16 protein-coding genes are annotated in these 15,371 nt (G+C 66.0%); 8 read left to right on the top strand and 8 right to left on the bottom strand.

All coding sequences use genetic code 11. The features are described 5' to 3' along the window. Positions 1 to 82: 82 nt before the first annotated feature. The 4 genes from eno to ACX40P_RS08585 all read left to right on the top strand — a co-directional run bounded on the left by eno (position 83) and on the right by ACX40P_RS08585 (position 4,432). Positions 83 to 1,360: a phosphopyruvate hydratase gene (gene eno, locus ACX40P_RS08600; RefSeq protein ID WP_459125896.1), complete on the top strand. Its 1,278-nt coding sequence runs from the start codon at positions 83 to 85 to the stop codon at positions 1,358 to 1,360. Between the two features lie 171 nt (positions 1,361 to 1,531). Beyond that, complete coding sequence (locus ACX40P_RS08595) at positions 1,532 to 1,852, top strand: FtsB family cell division protein (protein WP_459125895.1); 321 nt, start codon at positions 1,532 to 1,534, stop codon at positions 1,850 to 1,852. 101 nt (positions 1,853 to 1,953) lie between these two features. Next, positions 1,954 to 3,003, top strand: a complete 1,050-nt coding sequence (gene pdhA, locus ACX40P_RS08590) for a pyruvate dehydrogenase (acetyl-transferring) E1 component subunit alpha (protein ID WP_459125894.1) — start codon at positions 1,954 to 1,956, stop codon at positions 3,001 to 3,003. A 1-nt stretch (position 3,004) separates the two neighbouring features. Beyond that, entirely contained in the window at positions 3,005 to 4,432 is a 1,428-nt protein-coding gene (locus tag ACX40P_RS08585; protein ID WP_459125893.1) for a pyruvate dehydrogenase complex E1 component subunit beta, read from the top strand. Positions 4,433 to 4,559: 127 nt separating this feature from the next. Here the strand turns inward: ACX40P_RS08585 and ACX40P_RS08580 are convergent, their stop codons facing one another. Genes ACX40P_RS08580 through ACX40P_RS08570 form a run of 3 tightly spaced genes read right to left on the bottom strand, consistent with a single transcriptional unit; the run spans position 4,560 to position 7,620 of the window. Continuing rightward, positions 4,560 to 5,231 (bottom strand): TadE/TadG family type IV pilus assembly protein, encoded by a 672-nt coding sequence (locus ACX40P_RS08580; RefSeq protein WP_459125892.1) that lies wholly within the window; start codon positions 5,229 to 5,231, stop codon positions 4,560 to 4,562. Then, positions 5,228 to 5,839 (bottom strand): TadE/TadG family type IV pilus assembly protein, encoded by a 612-nt coding sequence (locus ACX40P_RS08575; RefSeq protein ID WP_459125891.1) that lies wholly within the window; start codon positions 5,837 to 5,839, stop codon positions 5,228 to 5,230. The genes ACX40P_RS08580 and ACX40P_RS08575 overlap by 4 nt, the downstream gene beginning before the upstream one ends. Further along, positions 5,836 to 7,620, bottom strand: coding sequence for a TadE/TadG family type IV pilus assembly protein (locus ACX40P_RS08570; protein WP_459125890.1), 1,785 nt, complete (start codon positions 7,618 to 7,620; stop codon positions 5,836 to 5,838). Before ACX40P_RS08570 ends, ACX40P_RS08575 begins: the two co-directional genes overlap by 4 nt. A 115-nt stretch (positions 7,621 to 7,735) precedes the next feature. Here ACX40P_RS08570 and ACX40P_RS08565 point away from each other — a divergent pair, with 115 nt between their 5' ends. Next, on the top strand, positions 7,736 to 8,413 hold the full coding sequence (locus tag ACX40P_RS08565; protein WP_459125889.1) for a squalene/phytoene synthase family protein: 678 nt from the start codon (positions 7,736 to 7,738) through the stop codon (positions 8,411 to 8,413). A 63-nt stretch (positions 8,414 to 8,476) separates the two neighbouring features. Then, on the top strand, positions 8,477 to 8,947 hold the full coding sequence (locus tag ACX40P_RS08560; RefSeq protein ID WP_459125888.1) for an EF-hand domain-containing protein: 471 nt from the start codon (positions 8,477 to 8,479) through the stop codon (positions 8,945 to 8,947). Here the strand turns inward: ACX40P_RS08560 and trmFO are convergent. From trmFO to ACX40P_RS08540, 4 genes are read right to left on the bottom strand one after another with little or no spacing between them, the layout of a single operon-like run. Continuing rightward, entirely contained in the window at positions 8,883 to 10,265 is a 1,383-nt protein-coding gene (gene trmFO, locus ACX40P_RS08555; protein WP_459125887.1) for a methylenetetrahydrofolate--tRNA-(uracil(54)-C(5))-methyltransferase (FADH(2)-oxidizing) TrmFO, read from the bottom strand. The genes ACX40P_RS08560 and trmFO overlap by 65 nt on opposite strands. Further along, complete coding sequence (locus tag ACX40P_RS08550; protein WP_459125886.1) at positions 10,262 to 10,939, bottom strand: hypothetical protein; 678 nt, start codon at positions 10,937 to 10,939, stop codon at positions 10,262 to 10,264. The genes trmFO and ACX40P_RS08550 overlap by 4 nt, the downstream gene beginning before the upstream one ends. Positions 10,940 to 10,963: 24 nt before the next feature. After that, positions 10,964 to 11,824, bottom strand: coding sequence for a fatty acid desaturase family protein (locus ACX40P_RS08545; RefSeq protein ID WP_459125885.1), 861 nt, complete (start codon positions 11,822 to 11,824; stop codon positions 10,964 to 10,966). Positions 11,825 to 11,838: 14 nt separating this feature from the next. Further along, a complete protein-coding gene (locus ACX40P_RS08540; RefSeq protein WP_459125884.1) occupies positions 11,839 to 12,387 on the bottom strand; it encodes a GbsR/MarR family transcriptional regulator in 549 nt (182 codons plus the stop codon). Positions 12,388 to 12,527: 140 nt separating this feature from the next. Here ACX40P_RS08540 and ACX40P_RS08535 point away from each other — a divergent pair, with 140 nt between their 5' ends. Then, entirely contained in the window at positions 12,528 to 13,343 is an 816-nt protein-coding gene (locus tag ACX40P_RS08535; protein ID WP_459125883.1) for a class I SAM-dependent methyltransferase, read from the top strand. Positions 13,344 to 13,356: 13 nt separating this feature from the next. After that, entirely contained in the window at positions 13,357 to 13,983 is a 627-nt protein-coding gene (locus tag ACX40P_RS08530; RefSeq protein WP_459125882.1) for a glutathione S-transferase family protein, read from the top strand. Here ACX40P_RS08530 and ACX40P_RS08525 read toward each other — a convergent pair. Continuing rightward, on the bottom strand, positions 13,980 to 15,302 hold the full coding sequence (locus tag ACX40P_RS08525) for a dicarboxylate/amino acid:cation symporter (RefSeq protein WP_459125881.1): 1,323 nt from the start codon (positions 15,300 to 15,302) through the stop codon (positions 13,980 to 13,982). The two genes, ACX40P_RS08530 and ACX40P_RS08525, sit on opposite strands and share 4 nt — an antisense overlap. Positions 15,303 to 15,371: the final 69 nt, after the last annotated feature.

Here is a 15,371-nt window from a genome sequence, read left to right as displayed (position 1 = left end):
TTCCATCGGCGTTGCCGACAAACGTTGGAGGCGATAGACGCCGCGTCGAACCGCTCTCACCCATAGATAGGAAGGTCGTTTCGTGACCGCAATCATCGACATCCATGGCCGCACCATTCTCGACAGCCGCGGCAACCCGACGGTCGAGGTCGATGTGATGCTGGAGGACGGCAGCTTCGGCCGCGCCGCGGTGCCGTCTGGTGCCTCGACCGGCGCGCATGAAGCGGTCGAACTGCGCGACGGCGACAAGAGCCGCTGGCTGGGCAAGGGCGTCGAGAAGGCGGTCGATGCCGTCAACGGCGACCTGGCCGAGGCGGTGCTGGGCATGGATGCCGAGGATCAGGCCGATATCGACGCCGCGATGATCGAGGCGGACGGCACCCCCAATAAGGGCCGGCTGGGCGCGAACGCGATCCTGGGCGTCAGCCTGGCCGCGGCGAAGGCGGCGGCGGATGCGCGCGGCCTGCCGCTCTATCGCTATGTCGGCGGCGTCGCCGCGCACCTGCTGCCGGTGCCGATGATGAATATCATCAACGGCGGCGAACATGCCGATAATCCGATCGACTTCCAGGAATTCATGATCGTGCCGGTCGGCGCGGAGAACATCGTCGAGGCGGTGCGCTGCGGCTCGGAGATCTTCCATACGCTCAAGAAGAAGCTGCACGACAAGGGGCTGGCGACCGGCGTGGGCGACGAGGGCGGCTTCGCGCCGAACCTGTCGTCGACCACCGACGCGCTCGACTTCATCATGTCGGCGATCGAGGGCGCGGGCTATACGCCGGGCGACGACGTGATGCTGGCGCTCGATTGCGCCGCGACCGAATATTATCGCGATGGCGTCTACAAGATGGTGGGGGAGGGCAAGACGCTCAGCCCGGCAGAGAACGCCGCGTTCCTCGCCGACCTCGCCGCCCGCTACCCGATCTTCTCGATCGAGGACGGCATGGCAGAGGATGATTGGGAGGGCTGGAAGACCCTGACCGACATGATCGGCGACAAGGTCCAGCTGGTCGGCGACGACCTGTTCGTGACCAATCCCGAGCGGCTGGCGCGGGGCATCGACGGCGGCTACGCCAACTCGCTGCTGGTGAAGGTCAACCAGATCGGCACGCTGACCGAGACGCTAGAGGCGGTATCGATGGCGCAGCGCGCATCCTACACGGCGGTCATGTCGCACCGTTCGGGCGAGACCGAGGACGCGACGATCGCCGATCTCGCCGTCGCCACCAGCTGCGGCCAGATCAAGACCGGCAGCCTCGCGCGCAGCGACCGGCTCGCCAAGTACAACCAGCTGATCCGCATCGAGGAAGAGCTGGGCAACGCCGCGCGCTATGCAGGGCGCAGCATTCTGCGGGGGTGAGGCGGCGGGTTGCGCCGTTGGATACCGTGCTCCCGCGCAGGCGGGAGCCCAGGGCTACGAAGGACGGCGCCTGTGGCTCTGGGCTCCCGCCTGCGCGGGAGCACCGCTAGCTCGACATTCGTTGCGACCTAATCACTTGATTCGCCGCTGCATCTGATTCACTGATCGGCCATGTCGCGCACCAAACCGAAGAAGCCGGTCTTCCAGATGCTCCGTAAGGCGGGGTTGCCCGCCGCGGCGGTGATCCTGACCGGGTTCTTCGCTTATTTCGCGGTGCTCGGGCCTAACGGCGTGCTGTCGTATCGCGACTATCAGCGCCAGCTGTCGAAGCGGCAGCTCGAATTCGCCAGCCTCGACAAGGAACGCGCGCGGCTGAAGAACCGTGTCGCGCTAGTCAATCCGCGCAACGCCGATCCGGACATGGCCGACGAACTGGTTCGCAAGGAACTGAACGTCGCGCATCCGAATGAGGTTATCGTACCACTCGACTGAGTTTCGTTGCGGATGATACCGGTGTGCAAGACGTTGCGGAATGCTGCGCAACACGCTTATAGCCGGACCATCTTCCCTAACGGAAACGAGGCTTCCCCAACGTGGCCAAAGCACCCGCCGTCAATACCGTCACAGCGCCCCCCATCCCCAATCGCGAGCGCCCGGCCGAACCCAAGCCGTACGAAGCGACCAAGGAAGAGCTGCTCAAGTTCTACAAGGACATGCTGCTGATCCGCCGCTTCGAGGAGAAGGCGGGCCAGCTCTACGGTCTCGGCTTTATCGGCGGCTTCTGCCACCTCTACATCGGTCAGGAGGCGGTCGCCGTCGGCCTGCAGTCCGCGCTCGACAACGAGCGGGATTCGGTCATCACCGGTTACCGCGACCACGGCCACATGCTGGCGTACGGCATCGATCCCAACGTCATCATGGCGGAGCTGACGGGGCGTGCCGCCGGCATTTCCAAGGGCAAGGGCGGGTCGATGCACATGTTCTCGACCGAGCATAAGTTCTACGGCGGCCACGGCATCGTCGGCGCGCAGGTATCGCTGGGCGCGGGTCTCGCCTTCAAGCACAAGTATAGCGGCGACGGCGGCGTCACGCTCGCCTATTTCGGCGACGGCGCCGCGAACCAGGGCCAGGTGTACGAGGCCTTCAACATGGCCGAACTCTGGAAGCTGCCGATCATCTTCGTGATCGAGAACAACCAGTACGCGATGGGCACCAGCGTCAACCGCGCGTCGAGCGAGGACCAGCTGTATCGCCGCGGCGAGAGCTTCCGCATCCCCGGCATCCAGGTCGACGGCATGGACGTGCTCGCCTCGCGCGGCGCGGCCGAGACGGCGCTGGAATGGGTCCGCGCGGGCAAGGGGCCGATCATCCTCGAGATGAAGACCTATCGCTACCGCGGCCACTCCATGTCCGATCCGGCGAAGTACCGCAGCCGTGACGAGGTGCAGGCCGTCCGCGACAAATCCGATCCGATCGAGCATGTGAAGAAGCTGCTCGACGCCGCCGGTGTCAAGGAAGACGAACTGAAGGTGATCGAGGCGGACATCCGCAAGGTCGTCAACGCGTCGGCCGATTTCGCCGAAGGGGCGCCCGAGCCCGAACCCGCAGAACTTTATACCGACGTACTGGTGGAGACCTATTGAGATGGCGATCGACATCAAGATGCCGGCGCTGTCGCCCACGATGGAAGAGGGCACGCTGGCCAAGTGGCTCGTCAAGGAAGGCGACATGGTGAAGTCCGGCGACATCATGGCCGAGATCGAAACCGACAAGGCGACGATGGAATTCGAGGCCGTCGATGAGGGCACCGTCGCGAAGATCCTGGTCGCCGAGGGCACCGACGGCGTGAAGGTCGGCACTGTCATCATGCAGCTGGCCGCCGAAGGCGAGGATGCGTCTTCGATCGCCGCGCCGGTCGCGAAGGACGATTCGCCCGCGCCGGAGGCCAAGGCCGACGCGAAGAAGGACGATCAGGTCGAGGATTCCGCGCACCCGGCGCAGGAGAAGGTCGAGACCGGCGCGCGCCAGATGTTCGACGCCGCGAAGCACGACGCCGAGGTTGCCGACCCGGAGTTTCCCGCGGGCACCGAGATGGTGAAGGTGACGCTGCGTGAGGCGCTGCGCGACGCGATGGCCGAAGAAATGCGCGCCGACGAGCGCGTGTTCGTGATGGGCGAGGAAGTCGCGCAATATCAGGGCGCGTATAAGGTGACGCAGGGCCTGCTCGACGAGTTCGGCGAGAAGCGCGTCATCGATACGCCTATCACCGAATATGGCTTCGCCGGCATCGGCACGGGCGCGGCGATGTCGGGCCTGCGTCCGATCGTCGAGTTCATGACCTTCAACTTCGCGATGCAGGCGATCGACCACATCATCAATTCGGCCGCGAAGACCAATTACATGTCGGGCGGCCAGATGCGCTGCCCGATCGTGTTCCGCGGTCCGAACGGCGCCGCCAGCCGCGTCGGCGCGCAGCATTCGCAGAACTACGGGCCCTGGTACGCCAGCGTGCCGGGCCTGATCGTGATCGCGCCCTATGATGCGCAGGATGCGAAAGGCCTGCTGAAGGCCGCGATCCGCAGCGAGGATCCGGTCGTCTTCCTCGAGAACGAACTGCTCTACGGCCGCACGTTCGAAGTGCCCAAGCTCGACGACTGGGTCCTGCCGATCGGCAAGGCGCGGATCATGCGCGAGGGCAAGGACGTCACGCTGGTCAGCTATTCGATCGGCGTGGGCATCAGCCTCGAAGCCGCCGACAAGCTGGCCGCTGAAGGCATCGAGGCCGAAGTCGTCGACCTGCGCACGCTGCGCCCGCTTGATACCAAGACGGTGCTAAAGTCGCTGGCGAAGACCAACCGCATCGTCGTTGTCGAGGAAGGTTGGCCGACCTGCTCGATCGCCTCGGAAATCGCCGCGGTGGTGATGGAGGAAGGCTTCGACGATCTCGACGCCCCCGTGCTGCGCGTCACCAACGAGGACGTGCCGCTGCCTTACGCCGCCAACCTTGAAAAGCTGGCGCTCATCACTGCGGACAAGGTGATCGCGGCGGTGAAGAAGGTGACCTACCGGTAGGCGATCGTCCATCGGACCTAAGCTGAGCGAAGTCGAAGGGCACCTTCCACAGGTGCTTCGACTTCGCTCAGCCCGAACGGTGAGTTACGTGCGATTTGGCGCACGATCTGACGGATCGCACCTTACTTCACGAACATAGCGACTTCATCTCGTTCTCGTCGTTGTAGACCTGCGTGGTATCGCGACGATCGCGGACCATCATCGACGCAATCTCGGTGATCGTGGTCGATGGTGACAGCGATGTCTTGATGAGCGGCTGATAGTCGTAGACCACCTCGACGAACATCGTCGCGCCATTGTCCGGCGCGATCACGCGTCGGTCGACCGGGGTCGTCACGCCCAGCCCGCCGGTAAAATTGCCGGTCTTGTTCGAATAGCTCGACGTGTACGCCTTGCTGCCGCGGCACCGTTTCCAGCCGATCTTGTACTGCGCGGGGTTCGTGTTCGGGCTTTGCGTCGGTTCCAGGCTGGTGACGACGACACGACCGCGCTGGAACAGCTTCAGCTCGTCCGCTTGCAGGCCGGCACCGGTCAGCAGGTCGTTGATGTCGCGTTCGCTGATCCGCTTCGCTTGCAACTGGCTGCCCGATCCGATCCGCGCGGCGTTGTCGGCCAGCTGGAGCGCCAGCTGGCTGACGCGCATCCGCACGATGATGTAGTTCGTCAGTTCGGCGCCCGTCAGGCTGAGAGTCAGAAACACCGGAAAGATGAACGCGAATTCGAGCAGCGCCAGGCCGCGCCGGTCGCGACCCAATCGCCGCAGCAACCGCGGGCTGACGTGGTGGGCAAGGATCGTCATGGGCAGTTTCCGATCGTCATGGCGCCATAGGCACCCTGGTCGCCGTACGGCTGGTTTTTCAGCACCGTCGTCGCCTCAACCGTATCGAGGTTGGTGCCGCCGACCAGACGGGTGACCGGGAACAGGCTCGGATAGCTGACCTTCACGGTATAGAGTGTCGCATCCTTCGCGCCGCCCTGGCCGCCGTTGCCGCCATCGGCATCCCACACGCCATTGCGATTGTCGTCCTCGAACGGTTCGCCGGCGTCGCAGGTGTTGTTGCGGTTCGTGTCGGTATAGTCCTCCGCCCGCGCGTTCGCCGCGTCGGTGAAGGTCCGGTAGTACCGTCGCGAGATCTTGATATCGGCGCCATTGTACATCGCGCGCAGCTGCTTGCGGACCTTTTCGTCCAGCAGGACCTGCGCTGATGCCGATGCTCCGATTTCCAGCGAGGAATCACGCGCCGTCTTCTGCACGACCCCCTCCAGCACCGCCTTCGTATAGAGGCGGTGGCTGACCTCGAACGCGCCGAGCAGCATCAGGAACATCACCGGCGCAACCAGCGCGAATTCGATGATGGTCGCGCCGCGCCGGTCGCGCCGCAGGCGGGAATGCAGGGCCCGGATCATTGCGTGAGCCTCAGCATGGAGATCTGGTCCGCGATCGACTTGAACGTCGCCTGCAACTGCGGTCCGTTGGTCGCCTTGAAATAGCGACCGGGCGTGGCGCAGTTGCTTAGCCGCGTTTCAGTGGAGGTCGCCAGATTGCCGAAGGCGATCACCCACAGCGTGATGTTCTTGTTGCGGATCGCGGCGCACAGCGCTTCCGTTCGGGCATTGACCTGATCCGTCAGCGCGGCGCCGCCGGTGCAGTTCTGGTCGAACCCCGGGTCGGTGCCCGAACCGATCGTGCGGCGATCGAGCCAGTTAACGCCGTAAGCGGTATAATTATTGCCGGCCGTGCAGGCGTCACCATCGGTCATGAAGATCATATGCCGCTCGATCTCGCCCCCCCCGGGCGTCAGCGCATTCTCCGCTGCGAACAGCCCGGTCGGCGATGCCAGCCGCGCGCCCCAGATCAAGCCGATGTCGTGGTAGGTATTACCCTCCGGCGTCAGGCTGTCGACATAGTCGTCGAACGCCGACGCACTGTTCCATTCCTGCAGCTTCCGCGACTCTTGCGGGCAGGCATAGTAGGATTCGTTGCCAAGGTCGTCAGCGCTGAAGACCGCATTCATCGACCAACCGCGGGTGTAGGTCACATCGGGCAGCACCATGCCCCAGCGCGTCGACGCGTCGCTCGGGAGGGCGTCGATGTTCAGATCCTTCGCGCCCGCAGGGATCGGCGTATAGCTGGACTGCGACACCGTGTTGCGCTCTTCGAGGCAGCCTTCCCACGTAATCCGCTTGTTCTTCGTCGATGTGCCGTTGACGTCGATCGGCCAGTCGAACGACGCATTCCAGCTCGTTCCGTTCTTCAGCAGACCGACGTTGACCGGAAGCTTGTTGTATTCCCAGCGCACCTGAAGGGCCCTGCGTTCGTAGATGCAGAAATAGCTCCCGTAGGTGGTGCCATTATAGGTGTTCTGGGGCCCCAGCACCCGAAATTGCTCGTTGGAACTGCTGCCGGGCGCCGCGTTGCAACGGGCCGTTCTGCTGGTGGTGTAGTAGTTGTACAGCGTCCAGCTGGTCCAGTCGGTGCCGCTCGCCCTGCGCGTCTGGTAGTTCCAGCTGTCGGCGAACCATTCGGGCTTCAGCAGCCGCCCGACATTCACGTTGGTCGCATAGGGTACGAAGCCGAAGCGGACCTGCACCTGATCGCCGACGCCGCCGCTCGGCGTGCCGGTCGCACAGGTCGCATCGGTGTCGAGCCGGGCGACGATCTCATAGAAGCATTTGACCGACGTCTTCAGCGCGTCGATCTTCTTCACCGTGTCCCCGGGCGGTACGTCGTTCATCGAACCCGTCGTATCCAGCACGAACATCACGTCGGTGTTGGGCAGCCGCATCTCGCTGGCGCAGGTGACCTCGATCAGCTGGTCGGTCTTGAACCCGATGATGCGGGTCAGCGTCATCGGGATCGTCGCCGACACGCGACCGGACACCTTGCCCGCCTGTTCGGTGAATTCCTTCGCGGTGGCGTAGGAACCGAACGACCCGCTCTCGAAGTTGCCGGTGAAGAACTGCTCCGCCTGGGAATTCGCGTAGTTGTTGTTGAACGACCAGGTGCCGCCGCCCATCGCGCGGCGCCCGGCCAGCGCGCCGGCGTCGCAGGCGTGTTGCAGCCGCGTCTTGAGGATGTACATGCGGGCGATGTCGATGCCGCCGCCGACCATGCCCGCCAACGGAATGAGCGATGCGCCCATCAGCATCAGCGCGTTGCCGCGCACGTCGCGCGCCAACCGCGACATGAAGCCGCGTGCTTCGCTCCGCTTTTTCCTGAAGCCCCACATCATCGAGTCGCCCGATTTTTCCCCATCACTGCGGGTCCATGCGACGATGGTGGATAAGGGCGGTTGAAGGGGCGTGGTTAAGCCGCCGCTAACCACACCGGCCGACCCGGCGCGCGACCTCGCCGCTGTCGAGCGCCGCATCGTCCTGTCCTACGCCCCGGCCGCGGGCAGGGCGGGTCTGGCCGCGCTGTTAGCGCTCGACGACCTGCTTGCCGACATCGTGCGGACGACGCGTGATCCCATGGTCGGGCAGATGCGGCTGACGTGGTGGCATGGCGCCCTGACCGCGCTCGACAGCGCTGCGCCGCCGGCGCAGCCGGTACTGCGCGATCTGGCGGCGCTCGTCCTCCCCGGCGTGTCCGGCGCGGCGCTCGCCGTGATGGTCGAGGGGTGGGAGGTGTTGCTGGAGGGTGACGAAGCGGACCCGGCGGCGCGCGCGGCCCTGCATGCCACGGCGCGTGGCCGGACCCTGTTCGAGGCGGCGGCGACCGTGCTCGGCGGCGATCTTGCCAACGTCGGTTCGGCCGGGGAGGGCTGGGCCGCCGCCGAACTCGCCGCGCGCAGCCGCGAACCGACGCTCGCCGCCGCGGCGGATCGTCTCGCGACCGACCGACTAGCCGGTTTTCCGACCACTCGCTGGCCGCACGCGCTCAGGCCGCTCGGCGCCATGGCGCTGCTGGCAAGAGATCGGACGCGCGCGCCGGCCCGCCGTTTTGGGCGTATCCTGTACCACCGCCTGGCCGGATTGTGACTTGGCGAGCGCGCGACCGCTGATTAGCTTCGTGCGCAGGCGGGACGTTCGGGGGACAGGATCATGTTGCGCTATCTGGCGGGGGTCGCGTCCGCCTTGCTGCTCGTCGCGGCCGGAGTATTCCTCTTCCGCTCCGATGCCACGGCCGAACGTCCGGCGTCACCACAGCCACGACCGGCCGCCGCGTCCGAACCACAGGACGCCGCGATCGACGAAACTCCTCTACCCGCCGCCAGCGCGCTGACCCGCGAGCAGAAGCGCTTCAACCGCTACGACAAGGATCGCGACGACGGCATCGCCCGCGAGGAATATCTGGCGAGCCGGCGCAAGGCCTATGCGAAGCTCGACACCAACGGCGACGGCCGGCTGTCGTTCGACGAATGGGCGGCGAAGACCACCGCCAAATTCGCCACCGCCGACAGGGATCGCTCCGGCACGCTGACCCGCGCCGAATTCGCGACCACTGCGGTCAAGCGTTCGACGCGACCGCGACCGAACTGTCCGCCGCAGCAGGCGCCGAACGAGTCCGACTGATCCATTCGCCCATCGCGGCGCGCGCGCGGTCGGTATACATCCGCTTGCGATCCGCCTTCTTCGTCCGCCCCTCGATCGTCGGGAACAGGCCGAAGTTGACGTTCATCGGCTGGTACGTCTCTGCCACCGCTGCGCCGGTGATGTGGTGCAGCAGCGCGCCCAGCGCCGTCTCGACCGGCGGCGCGGCCAGCGTCTCGCCCGCCAGCTCGGCCGCGGCGAAGCGTCCGGCCATCAGCCCGATCGCCGCGCTCTCGACATAGCCTTCGCACCCCGTGATCTGCCCGGCGAAGCGGATGTTCGGCCGTGACTTCAGCCGCAGCGTTGGGTCGAGCAATTCGGGCGAGCGCAGGAAGGTGTTGCGGTGCAGCCCGCCCAGCCGCGCGAACTCGGCATTCTGCAACCCCGGGATTGTGCGGAACAGGCGGACCTGCTCGGCATGCTTCAGCTTGGTCTGGAATCCGACGATGTTCCACAGCGTCGCACTGGCATTGTCCTGCCGCAGCTGCACCACCGCGAACGGCCAGCGCCCGGTGCGCGGATCGTCCAGGCCGACGCCCTTCATCGGGCCATAACGCAGCGTCTCCGCGCCCCGCTCGGCCATCACCTCGATCGGCATGCACCCCTCGAAATAGGGCACGTCCTCCCAGCCCTTGTACTCGGTCTTCTCGCCGTCGAGCAGCGCCTGGACGAAGGCGAAATACTCCTCCTTCGACAGCGGGCAGTTGATGTAGTCGGTCCCGTCGCCCTTATTCCAGCGCGACTGGAACCAGGCGGTCTCCATATCGATGCTGTCGCGGTGGACGATCGGCGCGATCGCGTCGAAGAAGGCGAGCGCGTCGCGGCCCGTCGCGCCGGCGATGCTGTCGGCCAGCAGCGGGTCGGTCAGCGGCCCCGTCGCGACGATCGTCATGCCGTCCTCGGGCAGCGCCTCGACCCGTTCGCGCACGATGGTGACGTTGGGGTGCGCGTCCAGCGCCGTGGTGACGCCCGCCGAGAAGCCGTCGCGGTCCATCGCCAGCGCCGATCCGGCGGGGACGCGGTGGGTATCGCCCTCGCGCAGGATCAGCGACCCCAGTGTCCGCATCTCCTGATGCAGCAGGCCGACCGCGTTCGTTTCGGCATCGTCGGAGCGGAAGCTGTTCGAACACACCAGCTCGGCCAGCGAATCAGTGTGGTGCGCAGGCGTCGTCGCGACGCCGGAGCCGCGCATTTCGGACAGCTTCACGCGGTAGCCCGCCTCGGCCAGCTGCCATGCGGCCTCCGATCCGGCGAGGCCGCCGCCGATGATATGGACGTGATGTTCGCTATGGTCGGTCATGCGCACGCCATGCCGTCATCGTGCGGCAGGAGCAATGCCGGCTCGGCCTCGATCCAGTCGAGATGGCCGTGCGCGATCAGGGCACAGGCGACCGACGTCAGGATAAGCGGAATGCTGACCAGCCCGGCGTCCAACAGTCCGGCGATGGCAAGACCCATGCCCGCACCTGTCGCTGCCCAAACTTGGCAGGTGCGGGCCCGCTCTTTGGTACGACCGAGACGGCACAGGAATGCTGCGCCTCCGCAGATGGGAAGGACGCCGAGGAACGACCCGACGATGACCGTCAACGGAAGTCCCACGATGCTGAGCATCACGATTTTTCCCAGCCCCTGCAACAGGCTGTCAGAGCTTGGAAGGGTGAGCATGAGCATCGCGGCGAAGATTGGCCCGGCGGCGACGGTCGCTGCGGCGATGGCCAGTCGCTGACTCGCGACGTCGACTATGCGCGCCAGGTCACGTCGTGGCCTTGCGACCGTACGCGAAGTCTGGCGCGGTGACATGGTCGGCTCCGCCATAGTCGGCAACGCATCGTCACCACCCGGCGCCAGCCAGAACGCGCTCGGGCAGTCGCGGTACAGCGCCTCTTCCGGGCTCATCCGGCGGAAGGTCGCGGCCAGCGTGCGGTCGGCGATCTCGGTCATGTGCGATGTCCTTTCATCCAGCAGCGGCGTCATGGCGGTTCTCCGGTCAGCGGTTGGTCAGGCGAACGGGTTCGGCACGACGTGGCGTGCGGTGGCGGCAACATCCGGCGCGGCCCGGTCCAACCGCTCGGCCAGCCGGTTCAGCCGCTTCACCGGCACGGCCGGGAACAGGTGATGTTCGAGGTGGAAGAACATGTTGTAGGTCAGCAGATTGACGAGCGCGGAGCGCTGCGTCCGCGCGATCGCGCCATTGGCCTCGCACCCGTGATGGGTGATCCACACCGCGAAGAACGCGGTCAGGCACTGCGCCAGCGCCATCATCGCGACATGAAAGGCGAGCACCGCCGACCCCGTGGCGATCGTGACGCCAATCACGATCAGGCTCAGCGCCAGATCGATCGTCATCCGTCGCCTGAGCGTCCGTCCGCCGCCGCGCCACGCGGCCAGGTGCATCTCGATCGGGAAGACGGGGCCGTAGAGCAGCACGCGCCACCCCGGCATCGTTCCGGCCTTGCCCTCCAGATCGTCGGGCCGCCCGACGTGTCGGTGATGATGCAGGTGATTCCACGCCACCGCGGCGTTCGATCCGAGCATCACCGCGCTCAGGACGTGCAGCACCATGCGATGGCCGCGCGGCCCGAACCCCAGATTATGGTGGATCGCCTCATGGTTCAGCCGCAGCGCGGTCAGGAAGATCATGAAGGCGCACAGCATCGCCGGCACCCAGAGCGCGTGAGCCGCGAACGCCCAGGACGCGACGACCCAGGGGAGGGGGTGCAGGCACTCGACCAGTCCGTCGATCGGCCGCATCGCCACCAGATCGCGCCACGCCACCCGCTTCAGGATCAGGCGCCGATCCCTTTCATCCGTTATTTCGGTAATAACAGAAATCATATCGCGTGCGTCTGGCTGGGTCATGGCGTCCGTCCTCCTCAATCGGCCTTCTTGGACTTCCCCGGAATGAACTTCGCGACCTTGCCGCCCAGCTTCATCAGCGTGACGAGCGTCGGCTTAGGCAGCACGCGGACCTGATCGTACCAGCCGCCCAGCGTACCGATGAATTCATGCATCCGCGCCACCCGCTCCCGCACATGCGCCGGGGCGGTGTCGTCGGACTTCAACCGCTGCGCGAGGTCGGCGAGCAGCGCGATCGTCGGGTCGATCTCGCGCCGCTTGCGCTCCTCGGCGATGCGCATCAGCATGTCCCACAGGTCGGTTTCCGCGACGAAATGGTCGCGGCGATCCCCTTCGACATGCACGCGCCGGACGATTCGATAGGATTGCAGCTCCTTCAGCGCGGTCGACACGTTGGACCGGGCGAGGCCGAGCGCATCGCAGATGTCTTCGGCGGTCTGCGGGCGGTCGGAGAGGTAGAGGAAAGCATGGATCTGGCTGACCGAGCGATTGACGCCCCATTGCGTGCCCATCTCCCCCCAGTGGAGGATGAAGGCCTTGGCATCGGGATGATCGATCAATCGCATCTGTCGTCCATTTCTGTTATTTCAGAAATAACGCTTCGATCCGGCCGGCGTCAAGCGGAATGATGGATGCAGACGCGGCAGTCGCTTTCGACATGTGTCCGCCTATGATGCATCGGACAATCTCGGCGGAAGTGGATGGGATGACGGGGACGCACGATTGGGCCGGGGCGGTGGGCGATGTCTGGGCGCAGGAGTGGCGCCGGACCGATCGAAGCTTGGCCGACCTGTCGCGACATCTCGACGCGGCGATCCTCTCGGCGGCACCGGCCGGCGCCTTAAGTGCGCTCGATATCGGGTGCGGCGCCGGGGCGACGTCGCTGGCGTTGGCGAGTGACCGACCCGATGCGCGGATCGTCGGCGTCGATCTGTCGGCGGGCCTGATCGACGCCGCGCGCAGCCGAGCGGGGCAGGGCGGACCCTCGTTCGAAACCGGCGACGCAACGATGCTGGCCGGCAAGCGTGGCCCGTTCGACCTGCTCTATTCGCGTCATGGCGTCATGTTCTTCGACGATCCCGTCGCCGCCTTCCGGTCACTTCGCGCTTCGGCACAACCGGGCGCGCGGCTGGTATTCTCCTGCTTCCGCGACTGGCAGCACAACGCCTTCGCCCGCGATCTCGCCACCGCGTTGGGCGGCGGCGCGCCGCAAGCTGGGCCGGGGCCGTTCGCCTTCGCCGATCGCGACCATGTCGCCGGAATCCTCGCGGCGGCGGGCTGGAGCGATGGCGACGCGACGGCCGTCGACTTCGCCTATCGCGCCGGTGCAGGTGCCGATCCGGTGGATGACGCGGTATCCTTTCTGACCCGCATTGGCCCGGCCGCCAGCAACCTGCGCACCGCGCCAGCGGCGGATCGTGCCGCACTCATCGATACGCTGCGGTCCGTCGTCGCGCGCTACCATCTCGGCGATACGGTCGACTTTCCGGCCGCCGCGTGGATATGGTCGGCAAAAGCCTGAAGGAGAGCCTGCCGTGACCCTGACCGTCCATCACCTCGAGAATTCCCGGTCGCAGCGCGTCCTCTGGCTGCTCGAGGAACTCGGCCTGCCCTATGAGGTGAAACGCTACGAACGCGACGCCACGACCATGCTCGCGCCGCCTTCGCTTCGGCGTATCCATCCGCTCGGCAAGTCCCCGATCCTTACCGACGGCGAGCGCGTGCTGGTGGAGACCGGCGCGATCGTCGAATATCTGGTCGAGCTGGCCGACGGCCGCCTCGGCCCGCCCGCGCACCGCGAGGGCCTGCTGCGCTATCGCCAGTTCCTGCACTATGCCGAAGGATCGATGATGCCGCCGCTGCTGCTGAAGCTGGTGCTCGGCCGCATCCCGTTCCTCGGCAAGCGCGCGCAGAAGCGCATCCAGCCGATGATCGACGTCCACCTCGATTTCGTCGAGCGCGAACTCGCTTCCCGCCCGTGGTTCGCGGGCGACGCGATGACCGCCGCCGACGTGATGATGAGCTTCCCGCTGGAGGCCGCGCGCAGCCGCGGCGGGCTCGATGCATCGCGCCCGGCGACGGTGGCGTGGCTCAAGACGATCCACGCCCGTCCGGCCTACCAGCGCGCATTGGAGGTCGGCGGGCCGTACGCCTACGCCTAGACCTTGTCGAAGCTGTCGACCGCCTTCGCCGGCCCGGTCCCGCTGGGCGCCGTGGCCGGTGCCACCTCGGGCGATTCGAGCGGGTCCAGCCGGTCGCCCTCCCACTTCGCGATGACGGTGGCCGCCACCGCGTTGCCGACGACGTTGGTCGCCGACCGCCCCATATCGAGGAAATGGTCGATGCCGAGGATCAGCAGCAGCCCCGCCTCGGGAATATCGAAGAAGGCGAGCGTCCCCGCGATCACCACCAGGCTGGCACGCGGCACGCCGGCGATGCCCTTCGACGTTATCATCAGGATCAGCAGCATCGTGATCTGATGCCCCAGCGTCATCTCGATGCCGTACGCCTGCGCGATGAACATCGTCGCGAAGGTCATGTAGATCATCGACCCGTCGAGGTTGAACGAATAGCCGAGCGGCAGCACGAAGCTGGCGATGCGCGGCGGCACGCCGAACTTGTCGAGCGCCTCCAGCGTCCGCGGATAGGCGGCTTCGGACGAGGCGGTGGTGAAGGCCAGCAGCAGCGGATCCCGGATGTAGCGCACCAGCAGCCCAGTGCGCTTGCCCACAATCATGAAGCACACCCCGATTAGCAGGCACCACAGCAGCCCCATGCCGATGTAGAAGGCGAGCATGAAATAGCCCAGGCTGCCGAGGATCTCCGGCCCCCGCTCCGCCAGCGTCGCCGTCACTGCCGCCAGCACCGCGAACGGGGCGAAGCGCATGACATAGCCGGTGATAACCAGCATCACCTGCACCAGCGCCTCGATCCCCTTCACCAGCGGCGCGGCCTTCTCGCCGACCGCGGTGATGGCCACGCCGACGAAGATCGAGAAGATGACGATCTGCAGGATCTCGTTGTTCGCCATCGCCTCGATGCCCGATGCGGGCACGACGTGCGAGATGAACTGCTTGAAATCAAACGCCGCCTTGTCGACCCCGCTCGCCGTATCGACCGGGGGCAGGGGGATGTTGAGGCCCACGCCCGGCTGGAACAGGTTGACCAGGATCAGGCCCAGCGTCAGCGACATCAGGCTCGCGCCGATGAACCACAGGATCGAACGCAGGCCGACGCGCCCCAGCGCCGCGCTGTCGCCCATGTGCGCGATGCCGACGACCAGCGTCGAGAACACCAAGGGCGCGATGATCATCTTGATGAGGCGCAGGAACACCGTCGTGACGATCGACAGATAATAGGCGATGTCCTTCAGCGTCTCCGCGCCGGCGGGCGTGCCGGCGAAGCTCGCGTTCAGGATCAGGCCGACGACGATGCCGACCACCAGCGCGCCGAGGATGTAGTAAGTCAGCCGGTTGGCCATGGAAGCTCCGTGTCGAATTGCGCCCGACAGGGAAGGGGATTGCGGGCGCGCGGTCAAGCGCCGTATCGA

It is taken from the genome of Sphingomonas sp. RS2018 (genome assembly GCF_054489605.1).
This window is presented reverse-complemented; position numbering and strand designations above follow the sequence as displayed.

Bases quoted from the DNA above. Each gene is read 5' to 3' on its own strand.
- ACX40P_RS08550 (WP_459125886.1), bottom strand. From the start codon at position 10,939: ATGACGCCGCTGCTGGATGAAAGGACATCGCACATGACCGAGATCGCC.
- ACX40P_RS08585 (WP_459125893.1), top strand. From the start codon at position 3,005: ATGGCGATCGACATCAAGATGCCGGCGCTGTCGCCCACGATGGAAGAG.
- ACX40P_RS08575 (WP_459125891.1), bottom strand. From the start codon at position 5,839: ATGATCCGGGCCCTGCATTCCCGCCTGCGGCGCGACCGGCGCGGCGCG.
- ACX40P_RS08580 (WP_459125892.1), bottom strand. From the start codon at position 5,231: ATGACGATCCTTGCCCACCACGTCAGCCCGCGGTTGCTGCGGCGATTG.
- ACX40P_RS08560 (WP_459125888.1), top strand. From the start codon at position 8,477: ATGTTGCGCTATCTGGCGGGGGTCGCGTCCGCCTTGCTGCTCGTCGCG.
- ACX40P_RS08525 (WP_459125881.1), bottom strand. From the start codon at position 15,302: ATGGCCAACCGGCTGACTTACTACATCCTCGGCGCGCTGGTGGTCGGC.
- ACX40P_RS08595 (WP_459125895.1), top strand. From the start codon at position 1,532: ATGTCGCGCACCAAACCGAAGAAGCCGGTCTTCCAGATGCTCCGTAAG.
- ACX40P_RS08535 (WP_459125883.1), top strand. From the start codon at position 12,528: ATGACGGGGACGCACGATTGGGCCGGGGCGGTGGGCGATGTCTGGGCG.
- ACX40P_RS08570 (WP_459125890.1), bottom strand. From the start codon at position 7,620: ATGTCGCGGTTGGCGCGCGACGTGCGCGGCAACGCGCTGATGCTGATG.
- ACX40P_RS08540 (WP_459125884.1), bottom strand. From the start codon at position 12,387: ATGCGATTGATCGATCATCCCGATGCCAAGGCCTTCATCCTCCACTGG.
- ACX40P_RS08545 (WP_459125885.1), bottom strand. From the start codon at position 11,824: ATGACCCAGCCAGACGCACGCGATATGATTTCTGTTATTACCGAAATA.
- trmFO (WP_459125887.1), bottom strand. From the start codon at position 10,265: ATGACCGACCATAGCGAACATCACGTCCATATCATCGGCGGCGGCCTC.